This is a genomic window from Xenorhabdus ehlersii, from assembly GCF_003610465.1.
In the GTDB taxonomy this organism is placed as follows: Bacteria; Pseudomonadota; Gammaproteobacteria; order Enterobacterales; family Enterobacteriaceae; genus Xenorhabdus; species Xenorhabdus ehlersii.
In genome coordinates, this window is record NZ_RAQI01000003.1 from 408972 (window position 1) to 430739 (window position 21768).

At 42.6% G+C, this 21768-nt stretch carries 20 protein-coding genes and 11 pseudogenes; 17 read left to right on the plus strand and 14 right to left on the minus strand.

Annotated features, from left to right (window positions below):
* Positions 1-70: 70 nt before the first annotated feature.
* Positions 71-997 carry a hypothetical protein gene (locus BDE27_RS12310; protein WP_099134065.1) on the minus strand — a complete coding sequence of 309 codons (927 nt, stop codon included), beginning with the start codon at positions 995-997 and terminating at the stop codon, positions 71-73.
* A gap of 302 nt (positions 998-1299) precedes the next feature.
* Here BDE27_RS12310 and BDE27_RS19985 point away from each other — a divergent pair.
* A pseudogene (locus BDE27_RS19985) lies at positions 1300-1422 on the plus strand (HNH endonuclease); the annotation flags it as partial.
* Here the strand turns inward: BDE27_RS19985 and BDE27_RS19990 are convergent.
* Positions 1409-1645: pseudogene (locus BDE27_RS19990) on the minus strand (transposase); the annotation flags it as partial. The pseudogenes BDE27_RS19985 and BDE27_RS19990 overlap by 14 nt on opposite strands.
* 23 nt (positions 1646-1668) lie before the next feature.
* On the opposite strand from BDE27_RS19990, the pseudogene BDE27_RS12320 reads away from it, so the two are divergent.
* Positions 1669-2142, plus strand: a pseudogene (locus BDE27_RS12320) (integrase domain-containing protein); the annotation flags it as partial.
* An 8-nt stretch (positions 2143-2150) separates the two neighbouring features.
* Here the strand turns inward: BDE27_RS12320 and BDE27_RS12325 are convergent.
* Positions 2151-2952 (minus strand): annotated as a pseudogene (locus BDE27_RS12325) (IS5 family transposase).
* Positions 2953-2986: 34 nt separating this feature from the next.
* Here BDE27_RS12325 and BDE27_RS12330 point away from each other — a divergent pair.
* The 4 genes from BDE27_RS12330 to BDE27_RS12340 all read left to right on the plus strand — a co-directional run bounded on the left by BDE27_RS12330 (position 2987) and on the right by BDE27_RS12340 (position 5077).
* Positions 2987-4024, plus strand: coding sequence for an IS701 family transposase (locus BDE27_RS12330; protein ID WP_244208778.1), 1038 nt, complete (start codon positions 2987-2989; stop codon positions 4022-4024).
* Between the two features lie 4 nt (positions 4025-4028).
* Positions 4029-4175, plus strand: a complete 147-nt coding sequence (locus BDE27_RS19505; protein WP_167450572.1) for a hypothetical protein — start codon at positions 4029-4031, stop codon at positions 4173-4175.
* Positions 4176-4283: 108 nt separating this feature from the next.
* Positions 4284-4565, plus strand: coding sequence for a type II toxin-antitoxin system TacA family antitoxin (locus tag BDE27_RS12335; protein ID WP_099132799.1), 282 nt, complete (start codon positions 4284-4286; stop codon positions 4563-4565).
* A gap of 8 nt (positions 4566-4573) precedes the next feature.
* Complete coding sequence (locus tag BDE27_RS12340; protein ID WP_099132800.1) at positions 4574-5077, plus strand: GNAT family N-acetyltransferase; 504 nt, start codon at positions 4574-4576, stop codon at positions 5075-5077.
* 121 nt (positions 5078-5198) lie between these two features.
* On the opposite strand, the pseudogene BDE27_RS12345 reads toward BDE27_RS12340, so the two are convergent.
* Both BDE27_RS12345 and BDE27_RS12355 read right to left on the minus strand, forming a co-directional pair.
* A pseudogene (locus BDE27_RS12345) lies at positions 5199-5821 on the minus strand (IS1 family transposase); the annotation flags it as partial.
* Positions 5716-6294 carry a hypothetical protein gene (locus BDE27_RS12355; RefSeq protein ID WP_244208779.1) on the minus strand — a complete coding sequence of 193 codons (579 nt, stop codon included), beginning with the start codon at positions 6292-6294 and terminating at the stop codon, positions 5716-5718. The pseudogene BDE27_RS12345 and the gene BDE27_RS12355, both read right to left, overlap by 106 nt.
* Before the next feature lie 258 nt (positions 6295-6552).
* On the opposite strand from BDE27_RS12355, the gene BDE27_RS12360 reads away from it, so the two are divergent.
* Positions 6553-7209 carry an IS630 family transposase gene (locus tag BDE27_RS12360; protein WP_099132803.1) on the plus strand — a complete coding sequence of 219 codons (657 nt, stop codon included), beginning with the start codon at positions 6553-6555 and terminating at the stop codon, positions 7207-7209.
* Positions 7193-7600: a hypothetical protein gene (locus tag BDE27_RS12365; protein ID WP_099132804.1), complete on the plus strand. Its 408-nt coding sequence runs from the start codon at positions 7193-7195 to the stop codon at positions 7598-7600. Before BDE27_RS12360 ends, BDE27_RS12365 begins: the two co-directional genes overlap by 17 nt.
* On the opposite strand, the pseudogene BDE27_RS19995 reads toward BDE27_RS12365, so the two are convergent.
* Positions 7509-7769, minus strand: a pseudogene (locus BDE27_RS19995) (recombinase family protein); the annotation flags it as partial. The gene BDE27_RS12365 and the pseudogene BDE27_RS19995 overlap by 92 nt on opposite strands.
* Before the next feature lie 200 nt (positions 7770-7969).
* Positions 7970-8275, minus strand: a pseudogene (locus BDE27_RS12375) (Tn3 family transposase); the annotation flags it as partial.
* A 324-nt stretch (positions 8276-8599) separates the two neighbouring features.
* Between BDE27_RS12375 and BDE27_RS12380 the strand changes: the two are divergent.
* The 3 genes and pseudogenes from BDE27_RS12380 to BDE27_RS12395 all read left to right on the plus strand — a co-directional run.
* Positions 8600-8734, plus strand: a pseudogene (locus tag BDE27_RS12380) (tail fiber assembly protein); the annotation flags it as partial.
* 473 nt (positions 8735-9207) lie between these two features.
* A complete protein-coding gene (locus BDE27_RS12390; protein ID WP_099132806.1) occupies positions 9208-9996 on the plus strand; it encodes a hypothetical protein in 789 nt (262 codons plus the stop codon).
* Between the two features lie 11 nt (positions 9997-10007).
* The gene (locus tag BDE27_RS12395) at positions 10008-10733 is read left to right on the plus strand and encodes a scabin-related ADP-ribosyltransferase (RefSeq protein ID WP_099132807.1); all 726 of its coding nucleotides are present in this window, start codon (positions 10008-10010) and stop codon (positions 10731-10733) included.
* A gap of 330 nt (positions 10734-11063) precedes the next feature.
* Here BDE27_RS12395 and BDE27_RS20485 read toward each other — a convergent pair whose 3' ends face one another.
* A complete protein-coding gene (locus BDE27_RS20485; RefSeq protein ID WP_099132808.1) occupies positions 11064-11297 on the minus strand; it encodes a hypothetical protein in 234 nt (77 codons plus the stop codon).
* A gap of 35 nt (positions 11298-11332) precedes the next feature.
* Positions 11333-11809, minus strand: coding sequence for a Tn3 family transposase (locus tag BDE27_RS12405; RefSeq protein WP_099132809.1), 477 nt, complete (start codon positions 11807-11809; stop codon positions 11333-11335).
* Here BDE27_RS12405 and BDE27_RS12410 point away from each other — a divergent pair.
* Positions 11798-12064: pseudogene (locus tag BDE27_RS12410) on the plus strand (transposase); the annotation flags it as partial. The gene BDE27_RS12405 and the pseudogene BDE27_RS12410 overlap by 12 nt on opposite strands.
* Positions 12065-12464: 400 nt before the next feature.
* Here BDE27_RS12410 and BDE27_RS12415 read toward each other — a convergent pair.
* A pseudogene (locus tag BDE27_RS12415) lies at positions 12465-13660 on the minus strand (MFS transporter).
* 145 nt (positions 13661-13805) lie between these two features.
* On the opposite strand from BDE27_RS12415, the gene BDE27_RS12420 reads away from it, so the two are divergent.
* Both BDE27_RS12420 and BDE27_RS12425 read left to right on the plus strand, forming a co-directional pair.
* Positions 13806-14393 carry a TetR/AcrR family transcriptional regulator gene (locus BDE27_RS12420; RefSeq protein WP_099132810.1) on the plus strand — a complete coding sequence of 196 codons (588 nt, stop codon included), beginning with the start codon at positions 13806-13808 and terminating at the stop codon, positions 14391-14393.
* 248 nt (positions 14394-14641) lie between these two features.
* Positions 14642-15403, plus strand: a pseudogene (locus BDE27_RS12425) (IS110 family RNA-guided transposase); the annotation flags it as partial.
* 203 nt (positions 15404-15606) lie between these two features.
* On the opposite strand, the gene BDE27_RS12430 reads toward BDE27_RS12425, so the two are convergent.
* The 3 genes from BDE27_RS12430 to hxpB form a co-directional block, all read right to left on the minus strand.
* Positions 15607-16998: an L-cystine transporter gene (locus tag BDE27_RS12430; RefSeq protein ID WP_099132811.1), complete on the minus strand. Its 1392-nt coding sequence runs from the start codon at positions 16996-16998 to the stop codon at positions 15607-15609.
* 386 nt (positions 16999-17384) lie between these two features.
* Positions 17385-17978 carry a metal-dependent hydrolase gene (locus BDE27_RS12435; RefSeq protein ID WP_047771073.1) on the minus strand — a complete coding sequence of 198 codons (594 nt, stop codon included), beginning with the start codon at positions 17976-17978 and terminating at the stop codon, positions 17385-17387.
* A gap of 182 nt (positions 17979-18160) precedes the next feature.
* Positions 18161-18823 carry a hexitol phosphatase HxpB gene (gene hxpB / locus BDE27_RS12440; protein ID WP_099132812.1) on the minus strand — a complete coding sequence of 221 codons (663 nt, stop codon included), beginning with the start codon at positions 18821-18823 and terminating at the stop codon, positions 18161-18163.
* A 201-nt stretch (positions 18824-19024) separates the two neighbouring features.
* Between hxpB and BDE27_RS12445 the strand changes: the two genes are divergently transcribed.
* The 3 genes from BDE27_RS12445 to BDE27_RS12455 all read left to right on the plus strand — a co-directional run bounded on the left by BDE27_RS12445 (position 19025) and on the right by BDE27_RS12455 (position 20682).
* A complete protein-coding gene (locus BDE27_RS12445; RefSeq protein ID WP_244208781.1) occupies positions 19025-19138 on the plus strand; it encodes a type II toxin-antitoxin system RelB/DinJ family antitoxin in 114 nt (37 codons plus the stop codon).
* 118 nt (positions 19139-19256) lie between these two features.
* A complete protein-coding gene (locus BDE27_RS20490; protein ID WP_099132813.1) occupies positions 19257-19373 on the plus strand; it encodes a type II toxin-antitoxin system mRNA interferase toxin, RelE/StbE family in 117 nt (38 codons plus the stop codon).
* Between the two features lie 733 nt (positions 19374-20106).
* Complete coding sequence (locus BDE27_RS12455) at positions 20107-20682, plus strand: YniB family protein (RefSeq protein ID WP_099132814.1); 576 nt, start codon at positions 20107-20109, stop codon at positions 20680-20682.
* A gap of 159 nt (positions 20683-20841) precedes the next feature.
* Here the strand turns inward: BDE27_RS12455 and BDE27_RS12460 are convergent, their stop codons facing one another.
* The gene (locus tag BDE27_RS12460) at positions 20842-21705 is read right to left on the minus strand and encodes a fructosamine kinase family protein (protein ID WP_099132815.1); all 864 of its coding nucleotides are present in this window, start codon (positions 21703-21705) and stop codon (positions 20842-20844) included.
* Positions 21706-21768: the final 63 nt, after the last annotated feature.

A 21768-nucleotide genomic window follows, 5' to 3' on the forward strand; every position in this document is an offset into this window, starting at 1 on the left:
AGAGCAAATGATACTGGGGTGGCAGGAGTAGGTTAGGACGCAGTGTCGGTGAGTGATGAGATACGCTTGATTATCTATTTCTGCTGGGTGGACGCGCTATATCCATCCAAGATTCATCATCTTCGTCAAAGAATTGCCTGTACTCCGCACTTCTCTGAGAGTAAGACGATGGCTGAGAAGGAGTTGGAGATTGAGGTGTATATGGAGTTTGTACTCTAACTGGGGGCCTCGGAGCGTGGGGGCGTGGAATGTCCACTGGCACAGATGTGTAAACAGGAGATCTCGGAGGTGAACTTCTTTGTGGTTGTTGATACGGAGCCGGTCGTTGTGAAGTTAAAGGCAGCTGTCTCCTAATAGGGCCACTAGACTGAGCAGTTTGTAAGAAATTAGAAGGCCCCGGTATATCTCCATGTTGATAAGCCGTAATGTGACTTTGCTGTATTGCTTGCCACATATATTGTTCATACTGTGAAGCCGGAGAATTGTGAGCACTAAAAAAACCAGAAGACTCAGCCTGAGGGCTTCTTACTGGAGACGATCCAGGGCTGCGATAATTCCTTAAACGGTCCCGAATACCTTGGTATTTACGCTTCTTTTCATCCAGCCTTTCTTTAAATCGGTTAATCCAGGAGTTTTCTTCAGGTGAGTAGCTAGGCAATAGTATGTTTTGGTACGCATGAATTGTTACATTATACCCCGGATGGTTGGTTAACTTGAATTCTAATCTTGCATCAGATGAGCCTTTTCCGCACCATGGATTGGTAGGTTCGAATCCCAGCGCCTTAAAGATAGTAATAAAATGATTACAACTACAACCAAATTGACTTAGTCCAACTTTATCTGTGAAAGATGTTCTTGCTTTAATGCTCTCAAAACGAATAAGCAGTGTCCTTGTTCCATTGGTAGGGTCAATAATTTCCTGTAACGCAGGTGTGCCCCTGGGATTTATGTAACGCGTTAATTCCTGAAAAAGGTTATTCAACTTAGGAAAAGGCATAATTACCTCCAACAAAATTAATATATTTATCTTTTAGTAAACCCATTACACCGCAATAACAAGCGAATAATGCTTAACAATTAGTTACCCTCTGAAACTAAAGTGAATATTTCTTTACCCGTTCTATGAGTGGTTAAAGGAATACCAATAACCCATGCTGCCACCTCGTTCCCATCGCGTACCCAACGCACACGGGCTGGTGGCATTTTTGTTTTCACTGCGCATCGAAGCGCCAATGGAGCTACGGCGGTTCGTGATAGCAATGTAGTCAAATGACCAATCAGGAACGCAGGAGAAAGAGCATGCCCCAACCCCGTATCTATGGCAGCAAGTGGAACAAGGCACGGCTGGCCTTCCTGCAACAACATCCCCTGTGTGTGATGTGTCGACAACAGGGCAGATTGACGGCGGCCAGAGTAAGCGACGAAACTTTTTACTCCTGTATTGGCTGCCTTGGTCTGAATGAAAAACCAACCGTCCTTCGATATGACGCGTTTCCAATGCATTATTCAATGCCCGGCAGATCAGCTCCGCATCCGGCGAAGAAGCGATGGCCATCCCCACCACCCGGCGGGAAAATAAATCCGTGACCACAGCCAGATAACTCCAGCCCACTTTGGTGCGAATATACGTGATGTCTCCGCACCAGTGGGTAGCCGTTGTTATCAATGCGTCGTCGGTTCGCAGATCGTTTGGGGGCGTTGTTATTGAGCCTGAATATTCAGGTGAAAAGCCTCAGCCATTTGAAAGCCAAGCATGTGGAACAATATGTTGATGCCCGTTTGTCTCAGGGGATTGCTAAACGAACGGTGCAAAATGAAATGGCTACGCTTCGTAATATCTTTCGCATGGCAGGCCGAGAAAAACTGGAGACCTCGCCGCGTTTGAGTAATCAGACATTGGGATTAAGCGGAACCAGCCGCGCCGGAACAAAACAAGCGATCCCTGATGCCACGTTTCAGGTTGTTTATCAGAAAGCACTAGAACGTGATGTCGGACTTGCCGTTACACTGAAATTCGCCCGATTGCTGGGGTTGTGTTCTCAGGAAGCGGTACAATGCAGTGCATCATTGAAAAGCTGGCGCAAACAGTTAGCGCAACCAGAGCCGAAACTGCATGTTGTTTTCGGTACAAAAGGCGGTAGGCTAACAGCCTATTCAGTATTTTTTCTGCGCAGCAACACGACAAGAAATGCCAGATTGCCGAACTGAAGGCTGGTATTCAAATATCTCTCACAGTTCTTCCACAATCGTCGACATTTTTCCAGTCAACCAAATGAACGTTCGACAACCCATCGCTTGGGTATCACCTGGAAAGTATGCAATTCACTACGTTTGGCAATTTCGACAGTCGCGCCGAGTATATGATGCACGTTCTCAGCGAAGGTTTCTCCCGTATAACCGCCATCGGCTAAAACATTTTTCACCCAACTGAGTGACTTTTTGTGCCGCGTAAAAGCCTCCAGTGCCCCTTTTCTGTCCGTGACATTTGCCGGGGTGATGGTTATTGCGTGAGGTAAACCTTGAGTATCTACCGCGATATGGCGTTTGATGCCAGACACTTTTTTACCGGCATCATAGCCTTTCTCACGCGCCGTATCTGTGTTCTTAACGCTTTGTGCGTCGACGATCACAAACGTCGTGTTAGCGTTCCGACCAGAGTTGATACGGGCCTCGCCAACCCGATTTTTTTAATGCCTGCTCCAGCTGGCTAGGTTCTGTTTCTGACGGTTTCTCTTTCCAGAGTTTGAAATAGTAATACACGGTACTTTTGCTGGGGAAATCACTGGGGAGCATATCCCACTGACAACCGCTCTTGAGGATATACAGCAGGGCACAAAACACCTCATACACATCGACTTTCCGAGGACGCGTACGTTTTCGGCTGCTGAGCAACAAGGGTTCAATTTTTTGAAAGGCTTCTCGGCTAATATCACTCGGGTAGGTTTTTCTCATTCCAGCAGGTCACTTATATAGGCACTTATCTTATTTGGGCGGACAGAATACAGGAAAAACAATTACGTTCAAAAAAGATTCCGAATGGGCTCTCAGGGGATTACTCAGTGATGTTGGGCGTAAAAATAGCTGGCAACTGGCGGAATGGTTGGGTGAACACTCGCCTGATGGCATTCAATATTTTCTGGAACGCGCCCGTTGGGATGCCGAAGCGGCTCGCGATATTTTACGCGACTATGTGACTGACCATCTCGGTGATGAGCAAGGCATCCTCATCATCGATGAAACCGGTTTTATCAAAAAAGGGACCCATTCTGCTGGCGTCCAACGCCAATATAGCGGTACTGCCGGACGGATAGAAAACAGTCAGATAGGCGTCTTTCTCTGTTATGCCGGCCAGGGCGGCCATGCCTTTATTGACCGGGCCTTATATCTGCCTGAACAATGGACAGATAACCGGCCCCGCTGTAAAGCCGCTGGCATTCCTGACTCGGTCACCTTTGCCACCAAACCCCAACTTGCCCAACAGATGTTGGAACGCGCATTAGATGCCGGCGTCCCTTGTCGTTGGGTGACCACCGATACGGTGTATGGTCAAGCTCGTCGTCTGCGGTGCTGGTTAGAATCCCGATATCAACCGTTTGTACTGGCGATCCCCAAAAATGAACGTGTGTGGTGGCAAGGGCCCAGATATACCAGCGCCGACAAGGTTGTGGACAGTCTGCCATCTTCGTTTTGGGAAAAACATTCCGCGGGATTGGGGACAAAGGGAGAACGTTGGTACGACTGGGTTCGGGTGCCGCTTTGGCGTTTACAACTCAGTGAGGAAGAGCGGGATTATGGTCATTATCTGCTGGTTCAGGTGGCAGGGCATCGCTGGGAAATTGAAAGTGGTTTTGAGGAAACGAAGGGGGAATGTGGCCTGGATCATTATGAAGTGCGGCAATGGCACAGTTGGTATCGGCACATTACCTTATCGCTATTAGCTCATGCGGTGCTGGCGGTCTTGCGGATACGGGAGAAAAAAAACACCGGCAGGATTGGTAGCCCTGAGTATCCCGGAACTGCGTAAGCTGTTGTCAAAATTGATGGAAAAAACGGGAGAGGCAGTCGAACAGATTTTACATTGGTCAGACTGGCGGCGGCGACACCAATACTATGCACAACAATGTCATTACCGTCGTCGGAATAACCCTATGGTGACAGAGCTATTACGGCTGTAGTACTAGGCCAAATTCTAAATTTGTACTCACAATGAACTTACAAATTGACGATTAAGTAGACATCTAGTATAATGTGTTTATACGAAAAAATGTATTAAAGGTAATCATATGACACATACCAAACTAGCTACAGAGCGATTACAATTTCGGGTTAGTTCTGAAATTAAAGAGTCTATTCAATTAGCTGCATCAATCTTACGTGTGAATGTAACTGACTTTGTTACACAAACAGCAATGAAAGAAGCGCAAAAAGTAATCAATGAAAATGAAAGTCTCAAATTATCATATAGTGACAAAAAATTAATCTTAGATCTTTTAGATAATCCCCCTAAACCAAATGATAAGCTAAAAGCAGCGGCGATTTCGGCTTCTAAAAATTTTCAAGGGTAAGTTAAGCCATGTTCATTGAGGAACTTATAGACAAGTCTCACAATCGAAAATCATTCAATTGCGGAGAACCCGCACTGAATGATTATCTACAAAAATTGGCACGACAAGATACTAAGAATAACGTTAGTAAAACATATGTAGCAATTTCATATAATGACTCAAATAAAAAGATTATTGGTTATTATACCGTTACTCCTTCATCTATAAATTTTGATGATCTTCCTAATAGTTTATCCAAAGGGTTAGCTAAGCGCGCTGTTCCAGTTTATTTACTATGCCGTTTAGCTATTGATGTACATTTTCAAAATAACGGATTTGGAGGGCAATTACTGATCTTAGCTGGTTATCGTTGCCTAAAAGCCGCTGAACAAATTGGGGGAATCGGACTATTTATCGAGGCTAAGAATCAAGCAGTAGCTAAATGGTATGAATCATTTGGAGCGATTCCATTATCTTCTGCGCAGAAGTTGATCATACCATTCGAAACAATTAAACAAGCTCTTAAAACATAATAATCCTCTCAACAATTCCAATCTACCCTAATTGAGGTTATGAAATGAAAGTGAGATACAAAGATATTAGTCATGATGTACCGCGAACAACAGGTCATGTATTAAATGGTTAGATTAAATATCAAAAATAGTACTCACGCTCAATGAAAGTCCCTATCACTTTATCGTGCATCTCCTCTGATTTAGAGTAGCCTATCGTTCTGCAATTCAGTCTTTTGATTCGAGTACGATGAGTTAAATTCGTTCTCTCTATGCGTTGGGTGAACGTCTTTCCCGTCAGATGCCCCTCTTCGGGAAGAAGGTCATAAACCCCATAATCATCCGTACAATAAAATCGAATATTAAAGGGGGATAAAAGGGCAAGCAGCTTGTCTAACGTTTTTCTGCTGCGAGCGCCAAAAACATGGGCCACTATTCGTTTTAGGCGGGGTTCCCAGGCATACCAAAGCCAGCGTTGATTTTTCTTGTTCCCCACAAACGACCATTGCTCATCTATTTCACAGATAAGCTGAATGTCACTTCCAGCAAGGGGCAACGTCGTTACGTTTCGAGGCGTGAGGTTTTTAACGTTTTCATGACAGTGGCTGTGGCGACTTTCAGGATCCGGGCGGTGTCACGAATTCCTCCGTTATTCATCGCTATGTCGACAATCTGCGCTTTAACGCCAGGTTTGCAGGCTTGGTAGGTGTATTCCAACTGAAAAACCTTGCAGCAGGCATAACAGCGATAACGCTGATGGGCGGTATGCAGCCGGTTACAATATCCTGGGGGATGTTTGTTGCCCCCTCAGCTTCAACAAAGCGCCAATCGTGCTCATCCATACCTTTACCGCTATTGCAATAGCGTTCCCAGCGGGACAACTCATACAGCGAGTAGCCTTTGCTTTTGTTAATGGACTTGAAGGTATTGATGGCTTCGCTCACATCGCCGTGCTGTTTAATTCCTACTGGGGTTTTGTCATAACCAGCGGAGTCATCTTTGGCCTTATTCATCGTTGCGCTGACATTACCGTCGCCCAGAACATGGATATAACTAGGTTGGCGTAAGGCCGCACCACCTCGCCCCATATTGTCCCACGCAATAGACAACTCCCGGCTGACTCTGGCCGGTTTGTCATTCTCGGCAGGGGCAGCCTGAGTTTGAGGCTTTTGCTCGGTGGCGTTAGAAGCACACCCTGCCAGAATTGCCACTCCCAGAATTGCTATCAGTTGTCTCATCGTGTCGTTCCTCATCAAAAATTGTCTATGAGCCCATTCTAAAAGGGAGGAGATGGAAAGCTGGTTTCTCAAACTGCCCAAATTGGACAGATAGGCGTGTGTGCGATCTAAAGGTGTTTTGAGAGCATGTAGCGACGAAAAATACGATAGGAATATGGTCAACCTACATGCTGAAAGCCCTGAACAAGTTATTTGGTGGGCGAAGTGGTGTGATCGAGACTGCGCCAACCCGCCACGAAAATCCCTGATGCGGTGCTCATGGCAGATGTCCGAAATTTTCCCGATGACTATCAATGGGAAAGAGCAAAACGTTTAGGTGTCTCACAATCGGCTATTCATTATGCCTTGAAACGGCTTCGGATCACCCATAAAAAAACGCGCCAACACCCTCGCGCTGATCTTCAGGCTCGTCAGGCATTTATCGAGCGCATCAGCGACTATGAGCGGGCTGGCAGGCCGATTGTGTATTTGGATGAAAGTGGTTTTGCCCAGTCGATGCCACGTCAACATGGCTATTCGGAAAAAGGGTTACGCTGTTTTGGTCCGCATGACTGGCACGCAAAAGGCCGTATCAACGTCATTGGTGCCATTCTCGAAAATACCTTCGTCACCTTAAGCTTGTTTACCGAGAATATTAATGCCGATGTTTTTTATGCGTGGATGACGCAAGATTTGTTGCCAAAGCTTCCACACGGCGCCGTGATAGTGATGGACAATGCGCCTTTCCATAAACGGAATGACACGGCACAAGCGATAGGAGACAGCAGATGTCAACTGGAATGGCTTCCCGCTTATAGTCCGGATTTGAACCCAATAGAACACAAATGGAGCGGAGCAAAAGCGATCAGGAGGCAAAAAAGATGTTCAGTTGATGAGTTGTTTACGGAGCATATTGAATATGTCAGGTTATGTTGATTCTGCTATAGGAGTTCCCATTGCCTTTTCCTTGTTGGATACTGCTACTGTCGGGGAACAACATTTCCCGTTTAACACCTGCCGTGATTTGCATATTGAGCCTTTGGTGGTGCGGGATAAACAGATCAAAAAGACCCGCGAATACAGTGATATTGTGCTGACACTACATCAGACGGGCAACACCATGTCGGGCTGGTCAGGCGGAAAATTGTCTTTCTTTATGGGCACCGATAACAACCGGGCCGCCCAGTTAGGGATCAGTTTGGATATCGAAAATCATTGTACGTTAAGACTATTTTTTAATCAGACACTAATTCTTTATAAAGAGCCTGAATCCGGCAAACCTGTGAAGTACTGTAGCCTGTTGCCTCTGCTGTTTCTCGGATGCTGAGTTTTTTAACCTGCCGGTAGTACATTACTTTTTGGTGTCGTTCCTTATAAGCTTGTTTACCTTTATATTTACCGAGCATATGAGCGCGCTCGATTCCCTGTTTTTGCCTCTGACGACGACTCAACCAGTCCTTATGCGACATCGCGGCCATCAGGTCGATAAGCATATTAGGGGGTTGAGGTCCAGTGGTGTAAAAAACCACGCCAAGAGGTATCAAAAATCAAAATTGATACTATTCAGTATCAAAATTACTGAAAAACGATATTTGGAACTATTTTTTAAGCCCTGAAATACAATCTCATAAGTCTTGATATTTCATACTATTCATTCACTAACGTGGTTTTTCGCACGGTTGGCCGTCAAACCCCTATGCTGCCAGGCTACGGGCGACATTCGTCTGAGAAGAGCAATCCCCCGGGTGTTACCAACATCCTCATACTTCTGCAACAACCGCGACAGCAGGGCTGAATTATAATAAATAATAGTGATGCTGAGCAGTCGCCCGCACTGATTACTAATCTCCAGCTCAATATCATTCTGTCCGGTCAGCTCTTTTTTGCCACCAACCTGCGCGATCGCTGAACGAAGCTGATGCCAGGATTCAATGCGATTTTGCGACCGGTGGCTGTTTCTGGCTACCGTTTTCTGATCTCGCCGCGTTGCCCGTAGCAAATGGCTCGTGCCTGGCTAAGGCGAGTGGTGGAAGGACACATAAACTACTCTGGAGTTCCTTTCAACATGAAGTCTATAAGCCAGTTTGTAGGGGAAGTGAAGTTACTGTGGCTGAAGGCACTGCGTCGACGGAGCCAGCGGCACAGAGTGACATGAAAACGTTTCGGTCAGCTGTGCAAACGCTGGTTGTCATCCCCCAGAATAGTCCATCCACACCCGATGCATCGCTTCCACGCCAGAACCCAAGGTAAGAGCCGGATGCGTTAGCAGCGCACGTCCGGATCCGTGCGGGGGGTAGCCGGTAACGGCTATTCCTACTGCAACCAACTGGAACGCGCCGTTAAGTACAACATGGAAACCGGCGAAGAGAAAGCCAGCCTTGAAGCCTGGAAGAAGTACAGCGTACTGGTGAACAGGGTAGAGCCTGAGAAACCGGAGTGGCAGGAAAAGCCAAGAGTGTGATCTCATCGGCGTTTTCATCACGTTGTTATTGTGACAATAAGGCACTTATATTTATGGTGTAATAGTGTGATCTCATCGGCATTTTCATCACGTTGTTATTGTGACAATAAGGCACTTATATTTATGGTGTAATTATGAAATATATATTGAGTTTATTGATGGTCGGAGTGCTAATTTTCTCGGGCCAGTCCATGTCATCCACCACATGTAATTCTGGTAATACGCCCACAGGTGTCGTGAAAAGCTACGGGCTAGACAGTAGCGGGAGATACACGCAAATTCACTTTACTGCTAATGACGGGGCCGATTTTCCGCAGCTAACCAATAAAACATACCCTATAAACACGGATTCAGGGAAAGCTATAGATAAAATTGTTATGCTGGCGTATATATCAGGGAATAAAATAACCATTTATTGTCAGGGGGGTAATCAGTTTGCCTCCGTTAAAATTAACAATTAAATGGTGGGAAATATGAGAAAGGTAAAGTTTTGCGCTTCTCTTTTGTTTTTGCTATCTTCACTAGCTCATGCATCACAATGGTATGATGTGACTTTCAGCAATCCAAACAAATTTTACTCCATAACTATAGATACCCCACAAGGGAGTGGTTCCGAATGCATGTATATTTGGGCGGTTCCTAATCCAGCAATAACACTTCAACCAAGTCAAACATCTCAAAAAATACAAATAGAAGATAAAAATACCATATTTTCTTGTGCTGGTGACCCCAAGTTTGTCACGTGGAACGTTCATGCCAATCCCTTACCTAGCTATGCAAAGTATTATCGTGCCAAGACATGTACGGTAGAGTTTAGGCATTTTAAAAGTGGTTCAACATGGTTCACAATAATAAATTCCCCTTGCACAAGTGGGAAGGATATACTCGTAGCTGATGCAACCTGTAATGGTCGAGGGTGCTTGAATTTAGCAGAAAGCGGCGTTCCAGAGCATGGAGCCATTAATATAACGTTCTTTACTACTAACCAGACATCATGTCGGGATAGAAATTCTAATGGAGTTTATATCGATAGTAAGGTGACTGGTATATATCCAACTTGGGGTGGTGAAGATGTAAACAGAGTTGACCTTGCTCAAGGGAAGGGACTATTTTATGGGGATTTCACTTATGAATACGGCCTGAATACAGAAGACGGAAAGAGATTTTTTAAGTACGCAACTCTGGCTAATATCACTTCCAGTAGATTACAAGCCCAGTGCGATGGGAATGGTGCATTGGGCGAAATAAATTTATTATATTAATTGGTGGCTTGATGAAAATACTAACAGTATTTTTCTTGATTATTTTCTCACCAAATCTGTTGGCGCAGACTTTTTTTTACAGAAGTGATAGCCGGGCCCCAACTGGACCTGGTGGGATATTTGAGATGGGGTTTCATCCGTGGGGGGAGAATGATAACTTACTTGAACATGTTGAAGCTGATAGTTTAGGTGGGCATGGCGGGGCGCCCACCTCTGCATTTGTAGCAACATCTACTGATTCTGATGTGGTTGTTGATATTTCTGCGGCTGAAGAGGGGGATGGAACGGAATTTTATCTTTATGAGGTAAGACCGACTGATAATTTTTATAGCGTGGAGACTTCATTTAGGGAATGGGGGAGAACGGACTCTGGTTACCTTGAGGCTCTTGATGATTTCGGCGATCAGCATGAATATGTTGCTTTTGGGGGGATCTCAAGGGAACAGATACGTAGAGCGACCTTGTATCGAATCGTAAATGGTATACCTGTACCATCTGGAGTTGAAGATAACGCTCATTACCAAGAGATAACTTCAGCAGCAAACCCTGGCCCATATCCCCACATGTACCCATCAGGGGCTCATACTCAATTTTCAACAACGTATGCATGTGCAAATAACACGTCATATTCAAGTGTTAGTAGACGTGAGATTCTGAAATCAGAAGATAAATTTTATAAGAAAATGCAAAAATGCAATGCATTGATACTGGCTGAGGCTTTTGTGGCCGATTTCTAATCAAAAAACTTAAGAAGCCTCGGAGTTGAACGTAGCGCCCTTTCAGGGCGAGCGTCACAGCTGCGCAGTTCGGGGTAATAAGCGGGAACCGTCCAAAATTTTGTCACGTTTGTCACTTACTATTTAACAAAGTATTTACGGGTTCTACGTCTGAACCGCCTAAATTTCTATCCAAGGGGTAAGCTGACAAACTTTTCCAGTTGCTACTCTGCGGATAGCTGCCACTTTCTGGCAAGCCTGCTTTGATTTCCATCAGACAACCAGTTATTTACTGCTTGGGGTGTTTTGACTTAAAGAACGGTTTGTCCGGTACCTCTCTGCAATCCCTTGTCACTCAAGACTTTTCCCCAAAAAATCGATTTCAAAATCAGTAATAAGTTTATCTATAACATTCTGAATATTAATGATTTTATCCTTTCGATAAAATTCATAATTGCCGATTAAGTTCACAAACCGCCATGCGACGGGTGACCAATGAATAATTTCGAGACTTTTTTCTGGATCTTTTTCCGTATAATTTTCGTAAAGGGCGGATAAAATTGTCGCATTGTGATAAATAATCATGTTGGCGATTAATCGAATACACTCAGCGTTGATAATTAAGTTACGTTCTTTTTTCCACTCAGCTGCTTTCCTCCATTCACTTTGGCAATACTGGCAGTCAACTGGTGGTAGGACTCGCCTCGATTTAAACTTCGTTGGACGGCAATACGTTGATCTTGATCGTCGATATAGCCCAATAAATAATCCGTCATGATGATTTCATCGAATGCGATTAACGCTTTTAATGTTGCGTTTGACGATTTTGTAGTGGACAATTTACGAACAATTGTAGCTTGCGTGGTCTTTTTTAAGGCTAAAGAAACCAGTATGCGTAAGACTTTATCCCATTCACTGATTATTTGGTGTTTCTGTGCTTTTTTGCTGGGGCGGATAATGTATTCATCATAATCCGATAAAGAGCCAAAACACACTGATTGTTGAGATGTGGTATTGGCTAATTGTGTAAATCGAGGCATGAATCGGTACCCAAACATATACATTAAGGCAAAATTCACCCTATTGATGCTGTGCATATCACCCAAAAGCGCCGAAACATGAAAGCCCGTTTGCAAGCTGCATGGGATAAAATAATGTTATCAAGGCGTTTTATCATTGAAACGATTAATGGACAATTAAAAATAATTTCTCAAATAGAACACTCGCGCCACCGAAGTGTAAACGGATTTTTGCTGACTGTTTTAGGTGGGCTGATTGCTTACTGCCTTAAATGGAAAAAACCATCACTGAACATTTTCTATTCGGAAAACGATTTTTCAATGACAGCTTAAACAGAATTCGGGTTAGGTTAAATAAAAATAAAGCTTGCATTCACCTTGAGCAACAACAGTCGGGCAGGAAGGTATGATGAAGGAGTACCCATTTCGGCAAGTTATACTTGCTGTGACAGACGAAATATCTATGCAGGAAGCGCCAACAGACTATAGTACCTCAATCTGGCTTCCCCAAGAATTTGGCAGTGTAGGTGGGATCAACACAATAGTAATCTAGAAGTGGAACGACCGTAACTAGTTGAACAGACTGCCATGATTCTCGCCAAATAGCTTGTCGCTCAGGTGTCGTCACTACATTCAGGAAAGTACAGCGCAACTGGCATCAAATTTACTTGCGATGGTATTGAAAATCCCTCTGTCAACTAATCTGACAGGGAGGCACTAGTTTTACGTTTTATCAAGATACAGCACGATGTGTACGTATGCGCGAAAAACCATACAATGTAACTAAAACCACCCCCAATCCAGTAATCAAGGAAACCATAAATCCACCATGAGCACCATATATATCAACAAATTGCCCCGCCACCGCAGCTCCCAAAGCTGCTCCTACGTTAAGACCGGAAAGTAACCAGGTTAATCCTTCCGTTAATCTTCTCTCAGGAACCATTCTCTCAACTAATGCCATAGATACGATCATTGTTGGTGCAAAGAATAAACCCGCCATAAAGACGGCTAAAGCTAAACCAGAAATGCTGTTAGTAACTAAGAAAGGAACAGTGGTCAAAGCCGTGGCCAATCCCCCTATAAGGAAAAGTTTGTGTAATGGCGTCTTCAATTTAAGTGCACCAAATACCAATCCAGCAAGACAGGAACCTATTGCGTAAACAGATAACACTATACTAGCTGCTGCTGGACGCCCCAATTGCTTAGCGAAAGCAACACTGACTATATCCACAGTACCAACAATAATACCCATAAAGATAAGTAGTAATGCCAGAATCCATACACCAGAAATTTTAATAACTGAACCTTTTGTTTCCAGAGTAAATTTCTGAGTTTCTACAGGTGGTTCTGTACTTCGAAACGTAACAAATAAGCACACACCTACAGCTAACAGAAGCGCTGACGCAAGTGGTCCCGCCTGTGGAAAAGCGGCTATACTTAAACCAACCGATATAGGTGGTCCAGCAATGAACGAAATTTCATCAAATACTGTTTCGAGGGAATAAGCTGTTTGTAGCTGAGGTTGTCCTCGATAGATGGCAGTCCAACGGGCACGTACCATAGCGGACATACTAGGCATAAAACCTGCTAGAAAAGCACATAAAAAAATGTCCAAATAGGAGCATTCCAATACGTACAAGCCAAAAGAGCTAATATACCTAAAACACTTATCGTGGTAGCCATGGGTAACACACGATGTTGCCCATAACTATCGACTAAACGAGAAATTTGTGGAGCTACCAATGCATAAGTTAATACAAAAGTTGCTGATACCGCTCCAGCTAATCCGTAGCTACCACTTAGCTGTGATATCATAGTGATGATACCAATTCCCGTCATTGGAAGTGGCATACGAGCCACAAAACCTGCCAAGGAAAATCCTATTGCACCAGGTGTTTTGAATAATTCACTATAAGGATTGCCCATATTGCTTCCTATTGTGATAATTGGTTGCATAAAAATTTAGGATATTAGCGCACATACATACGCTATGTATGTTAGATAACATATCAACATACGTAACGTATGTCAAAGGGTTACTCTATACTATTTGTATACTAACGGAGGATAAATGACTCGGCGAACCCGCACCGAAATGATTGAAGAGACTCGCACTAAACTATTAGCTACTGCTCGTCATGCCTTTGGCTCTTTAGGTTATTCTAATACCTCAATGGATGATTTTACTTCCAAAGTAGGATTAACTCGTGGAGCGCTGTACCATCATTTCGGTGATAAAAAAGGCTTATTAATGGCTGTTGTTGAGCAAATCGATTCAGAAATGGATCAATATCTCCAGTCTATATCTGATAACGCCATTGATTCATGGACTGGATTCTGTGATAGGTGCCGAGCTTACTTAACAATGTCACTTAACTCAGAATTTCAACAAATAGTGTTAAGAGACTCAAAAATCATTTTAGGTGATCGGTTCAGAGAATCCCAAGCTCACTGTATTTCATCAATGAGAATACTGTTGAAAAAAATGGTTCTTGAAAAGAAAATAAAAGACGTTGATACAGAAGTTTTGGCTTGTTTAATAAATGGAAGCTTAGTTGAAGCTGCTTTATGGATTGCTGACGATATTGACCCAGAAGCTAAACTTTTAAAAACGCTTTCTGCCTTTGACTTATTACTTGAAGGCTTAAAACGTGATTGATTTTATCCATCATTGATATGATAGACGTCCCTCTTTCAGCGGCAAACAATGCCATCTAGAACGACCATTCGTTGTTAAGGAACAGGTAATGTGGATGAGACCGAGACCTGTTCGTAAATTGGCAAAAGAAGGCACGGGTCGCTTTACGGAGACAAAAGCTATACGGCTAGGGCGTGTAATGAGATGGCCTCCCCCACCCTGTAGCAGTAAATTAACAGTGTGTTTTTCTTTTAGAAGAGGCCATCATCATGAACAGTACAGCACTTATTGGTATTGATCTCGGTAAACAGACTTTCCACCTGCACTGTCAGGATAAAAATGGAAAAGTGCTTTATCGTGAGAAAATGACCCGAACCAAGCTTCTTGAATTTCTGAACGTGACTCCTTGCGCCCACCGTCGTCATGGAGGCTTGTGCCGGTGCACATTTCATGGCGCGAAAAATCGCAGCATTAGGCCATGAGACTAAATTGATTTCACCGCAGTTTGTCCGACCGTTTGTCAAAATCAACAAAAATGATTTCATTGATGCCGAGGCTATTTGTGAAGCCGCCTCTCGGCCTTCCATGCGCTTTGTCCAACCTCGTACGGAAAACCAGCAAATTATGCAGGTATTACATCGTATCCAGGAATCTCTGGTGGGTGATAAAGTGAAAACTACTAACCAGATGCACGCTTTCTTGCTGGAATTTGGGATCAGCATGCCCAAAGGGATTGCGGTGATAAAACGGTTATCTGAGGTCATCGCTGAAAATGAATTACTCCCTATCCGATGCAATTGCTCCAACGCCTACACGCCCATTACCTGTATTTGGTTGAACAAATTAGCGAGATTGAACAAGAAATTAATATTGCAATTAAACAAGATGAGGGTGCTCAGCGATTGCTAACTATTCCGTCGATCGGCCCCATCACGGCCAGCATGCTGGCCTCATTGTTAAGTGACGGGAAACAATATGCTCGCGGCCGGGAATTTGCAGCCTCTACAGGACTAGTGCCGAGACAATACAGTTAATACGCTCTTAGTATCAGCAAACGAGGCAATAAACAGCTAACGTTAATAAATATTTCAGTGATAGTGTTAAGTTTTATTTAATAACCTTTATATTAAAACCAAAAATCAAACAAGCTAACGAATAAGGCAGTTAATATATCTGCCTTATTCCTTAAAATAACTAATTTTTATATATTACCTTTACTAATTCTTATTTTGAATTAAGATTGGTTTAATACTACTTCTTCGTCTTGTTCAAATACTTCTTTATTAGTTTTTTTCATCAATTGACTGGTGATTGTACCTGCTGTCATAGCGCCATTAACATTTAATGCTGTACGTCCCATATCGATCAGAGGCTCAACAGAAATAAGCAGTGCCACTAAGGTGACAGGTAAGCCCATAGCAGGTAAAACAATCAATGCCGCAAATGTTGCGCCACCACCAACACCAGCAACCCCCGCAGAGCTGATAGTCACAATTCCCACAAGTGTTGCAATCCACACTGGATCAAAGGGATCAATACCTACGGTTGGAGCCACCATCACTGCCAACATAGCTGGATAAATGCCAGCACAGCCATTTTGCCCAATGGTCGCGCCAAAAGAAGCGGAGAAGCTGGCAATAGACTCAGGTACACCGAGGCGGCGAGTTTGTGTTTCGACATTCAAGGGAATACTTGCAGCGCTTGAACGGCTGGTAAATGCAAATGTCAGTACAGGGCCTGCTTTTTTAAAGAATTTCAGAGGATTGATCCCTGTGAATGCCAAAAGCCCGCCATGTACTACAAACATCAGTCCAAGGGCAATGTAGGAAGCAACGACAAAACTACCTAATTGAGTAATATCATGGATATTGGAGCTGGCAACAACCTTGGTCATCAGTGCCATCACACCGTATGGAGTGAGGCACATAACTAATCTAACCAGCTTCATTGCCCATGCTTGCATAGTATCAATGGCAACGAGAGCCAGTTTACCGCGTTCCTGATTATCTTTAATCATTTGTAGCGCAGCGATGCCTAAAAATGCCGCAAAAATTACCACACTAATAATGGAAGTAGGGCGTGCTCCCGTCAGGTCAGCAAAGGGATTTTTAGGGATAAAGGAGAGAATGATCTGAGGCACACTCATATCTGCAACTTTGCCAATATAATTGCTTTCAATTGCTAATAAACGAGCAGTTTCTTGCGTGCCTTGAATAAGTCCTGCTGCACTTAGCCCAAACAAATTGGCAATGACAATGCCGATTAAAGCGGAAATTGCTGTAGTGAAGAGTAATGTACCAATGGTAAAAAAGCTGATCTTTCCTAAAGAAGATGCTTTGTGTAAGCGAGTAACAGCGCTTAGGATAGAAGCAAAAACCAACGGCATGATAACCATTTGTAGCAGTTGTACATAACCATTACCTACAATATTGAACCATTTAATTGATTCTTTTACGGTAAGATTATCTGTTCCATAAATGATGTTTAGTGCCAACCCAAAAACGACACCCACGACTAGAGCCACAAGAACTTTTTTGGACAAGCTCCATTTATTTGAGTTCGTTTTTGCTAATAGAATAAGCAGTGCTACAAAAACGAGCACGTTGATGATGAGTGGTAAGTCCATCTCTAGTCTCCAAAAATTATATACTCTTTATATTTCGAGTTGTGGTATGTAGTTTGGAATATAGATGTGTAAGTTGTATTCCAATTTTAATCTATCGTCTACGTACCATGAAATGCTTAAAATAAAATATTATCAGTATAATAAGCCTCTTTCTTATAATTAAATGGAATTTAATATAATTATTTTTCACTAGCTAGTTTAATTGATTATATATACTAATCTATTTCTATTGTTTTTTGTTCAATTACAACTGTTCACTTTGTATCTTATTGAGTTAAAGGTTTTTTTGAAGGCGACAGGAAGTGAATAAAAAATGATTTATATTTTGCAGGTAACCCCATTTTAAAATGGGGCTACGATATTTGCTGTATGTGAATATTGAGCAGTTACTTGTAAAGATTCTGTAGCTTATCAATAGGTAATTTATCAAACTGTATTTTGTTAAATTGTAAGCTGTCGAAATAGCGAGCGAATGAGAAATTGATGTGTTGTGGAAGAATAATAGCGATCACTACTACCAGTACGGCAATAAAACGTTCGGCTTTTTTACGTTCCTTACCTCTAAGAATAGGTAAGCAAAAACGTATTCTTAGCGGCCATAACAGTGGAATACCAGCGGGAGTAAGCATATCAGCTATAAGATGGCTGATATAACCGATAACCATTGCATGGACAAAGTCAGTTGGAATGGGCCAATTAGACGGTATTTCAGTCTGGAATAGAGTAACTCCCACAAGCAGCGCTAATAAACTATGTGTAAATCCACGATGTCCACATAATCGCGCGATTGGAATGGATATAAAGCGGAACAATCTGCCTAAGGTTGAACTTGGATGGTCGATATCTGGCAACAATGAAGCCAGAAGTACGCCGGGAAGCATGTGTAACCAGTCTCCCTGTGCTATTTCTGGTGTGATTTCTAGCTGGTGAGCCAATACAAGGCTGGCAACGGAAAAAAGAAGATGCCCTTCTGCTGTCATAACGATTTATACTAATTATTTATGCTGATTGCTGTTTATACATACAGTGAGGCAGTATAGAGGGTTTTGCCTGAGGAAGATAGAGGGTAACCAGGAAATTTTTTAAACTGTGGCTTGGTTGGTTGAGGGAGAGGTTGATATTTGCGCTGCCATATACGAGAAATAGGGCAGCGCGGTGGCTATTAAGTAATATTTTCTATTGTTAATTTTTCCAGAGAATTCAGTTTAATGTCAGCCAATGACCAGCGGGGATCATCAAAATGGTGAGAGGCCGGGACGACAATTGAGCGCATTCTCGCTGCTTTGGTTGCTATCATACCGTTAAATGAGTCCTCTAATGTAAGGCAGTTAGTTGGGTTGACTCCAAGTTGACTGGCTGCCAGTAAATAAACTTCGGGATGTGGTTTGCTGTAAGGTAAGTGTGCAGCAGAAACGACAACATCAAAGTAATGTCGTAGGTTAAACAATTCGAGCACTTTTTTGATCATTTCATAGGGTGAAGCGGAGGCAAGGCCAATTTTTAACCCACGTTCGCGACAGAGATTTAAAGCATGTTCCACTCCAGGCAGTAAAGGACGGTTTTTTTCAACTGATTGAACGACATAATCGATGATGCGTTGCCCAACTTCACTTTTAGAGGTGTCTTGCCAAGGTGATGCTTGATACCATAGCTCAACAACGTGATCGATTCGTAACCCCAATGTGTCAGGCAGGTTTTTTGCTAAATTTAAATCTAGCCCTAATTCACTGAATACGCTTTTTTCTCCCTGTTTCCAATAAGGTTCAGAATCAATCAGCAAACCATCCATATCAAAAACAGCGGCTTCTATAGAACAAAATGACATCTCAAATCTCTCCGCGATGATAACAGTGATTAAAGAGGTTTGATTGTAACAATTCCAATAAATTAAATCTCGATGTGGGGAATAACAAAGAAAAAGATAGTTTCATCGGTAAAGTAAGATAATGACGGGTAAACTTAAACCATACCAATTAATGCAAATGAACTATGGATTTGTAACTAACAGCCCCATTGCAGGGATTTTTTGTTGGTCAGTATAGCTGATGAACAGCGTTTGCCTTTCGATGTCAAAGTGCCGAATGCAACAACGCAAAAAGCAATGGAAGAACTGAACGCGGGAGGGGAAGAGATTCGATAGCGTGTCTGTACTAATGGCGGATTTGCATGTGGACGATTGAGCGCTCAACAGCATTTAAACGGGACTATAAACGAGAATCTAAGGGGCCACATCGAGCTGACCTTGTGATGTAACCGCCTTGGAGGCATTAGCTAATGATAAGCCCCTGGAACCCCACCAACGCGATCATGACCTGAGCGGCAATTGGTCAGGTTACAGAGAATGCCACATAAAGCCGGATAGTGAAACCCTGTAATTAGTCAGACTTGGCTCTCATAGTCAACTATTTGGTTGAATTTTTTAGATCTTCTCGCGCGAGTTTTTTATTGGGCGCTATTATGTAAAATATTCCCCCTGAACTGCACATTGAAGTCACCGAATTGGACGGTGATGCCCTGATTGAACTGTATGAATTTGATTAACCTCTATTGGCGGAAGCCGATATCGGTTCTATGGTGGCGTGAATCAGTATCATCAACCTGAAGTAGCACAACAATTTCTCACCTTTAACTTCTGCATGGTGCAGATATGCTTCCGTTTCAAACGGGGCGATTAAATATCGATCAGGCTGGTGAAGTTAACTATAGGGAAGATCACCACGGTTGCTACTTTTCCTCAAAGTGAGGATAAATGAAGATATCAAAGGGTTATAAATGACACAGGAGGGCTTGAGTTTAAGCCGTCTAGTAAAGCCTTATAAAACAACATGGTCAAGATTTTGACCATCTTTAAGGTAGGTATGGTGATTTCCACTATACTCTTTGCTTGTGTAAGTATCCCATATGTTAAGGGCAGATTTCTGGCCTATAGTGATAGTAGCTTCCTTTCTATCCTCACCTTGACACTCTCCATTTATTGCGCCTAATGTTATAAATCCATTACTACATGCCGTAGTAAGTGCGTTTTCTGTTTGTACATGGTCGTGTTCATCTTTAAGTTTGTGAAGGCGATTATTTTAATAATAAATTGTTTTTAATGGGTAATTTAATATGTACACATATTCACAAGCAGGATATGTAGCTATCGCTAAGCGAATTTTGGGCTGGATTATTTTTGTACCCTCCCTATTGTCGACTTTTGTCTCAGTGATTAATCTGGTCGCAGGGCAACATGGTGTTAAAGGTGACGGTGTTAAAAGTGATGGTGTTGGAGGTGGTGGTGTTAACGCGGTATTGAATGATTTTCTTCAAATGATGACAGAAATGATTAAATTCAATACACCATTTTTGGATTTTTTCTGGAAGCATTCTCCAATCCCTGATCGTGTTGCTGAAATCACAGGGGAAAATATCAGCTTTTTTGTCATTTATATGCTGATGTTTGTGGGGTTGGCAATGAGTGCATCTGGATTGAGAATGTATCGTCAATTTAAATTCATCAAAGAACGTATTGAAGATCAAATGGTCTTTGAACACGCACAGGAAAGTGGAGTAACCAAGGAACAATTGAAAGCTAAAATTGCGTTCCCCTCTCATTCTTTATTCAGCCAGATTTTTATCCTTTACATATCACCAATCATTATCGGTGCAATTGCTTACTTTTTATTTAAATTTTTAGGGTGGTAATGTAATTAAACGATAGTTAATAACAGTGTAAGAATGCTCAATGTCGCGTTTGATTTAAAATGAATTTATATTTTTAATATAATAAATTTCACTTTTGTTTTTGAGTAATTGAGCTATTATCAATAATTAAATATCATATTAATTTAAGTTTTCTTATACCTATTCAGATAAAAGTTTATCAATCATCTTTTGTATTAGAATAAAATTCTCTCCCCCGAAAATATTACATTTATTTAACAAGTAGTAAAGTTGGTAAATAGGTTGACGTTCAAGGAAATCTTTAGGTAATGGCCAGATACTCTGGTAACCATCAAATATTTGTAAAGGAATATCTGGGTAAAGTGGCAGCATCGCCAGATCACATTCGCGATCACCCCAATAGCAGGCGGGATCAAAAGTGACGGCACAATTATCGTTCAATGATGCACAGTTCATGGGCCACAGGTCGCCATGCAGGAGAGAAGGTTGGGGGTGATGATTGTGTAGTTTGTCACTGATTACTTGAACAATCTGGTTAATATCTCCAAATACAATTCCTTTATCAGCGGCAAGTTGCAATTGCCATCCGATGCGTTTTTCGGCGTAAAAATGATCCCAACGCTTTTGCCACCCGTTAGGTTGTATGGTGGTTGCTAGCATGTTATCAAAATCAAAGCCAAATTTAGGCTGTTCACTCCATTGATGTAACTTGGCAAGGTGTTGGCCAAAAAGATACGCATTGTGTGGGTTAAATGGTTTTATAGGTAAATGCTCCAGCAACAGGAAGCTATAGTTGCGGTCGTGACCGACATCATAAACATCAGGAACACGGGTTGTTTTGCTGCGAGCCAGTAATTCCAGTTGCTCAGCTTCTGCTTTAAAAATTGGCAGCATTTCTTTCACGTTGGATTTGATAAAGATATGTTGTTCACCATATTTAATGTGCCAGGCACGGTGAATCTCTCCTCCGGCCAATTCCTTTTTATCGTGAATTTCAGCGTCACCAAAATGCTCACTTAATAGACGGCTCACTGTTTGCCACATGCTTCACCTCATTAAGTTGACAGTTGCTATGCTTATATTACAGACAGATGTAACATTTGAACA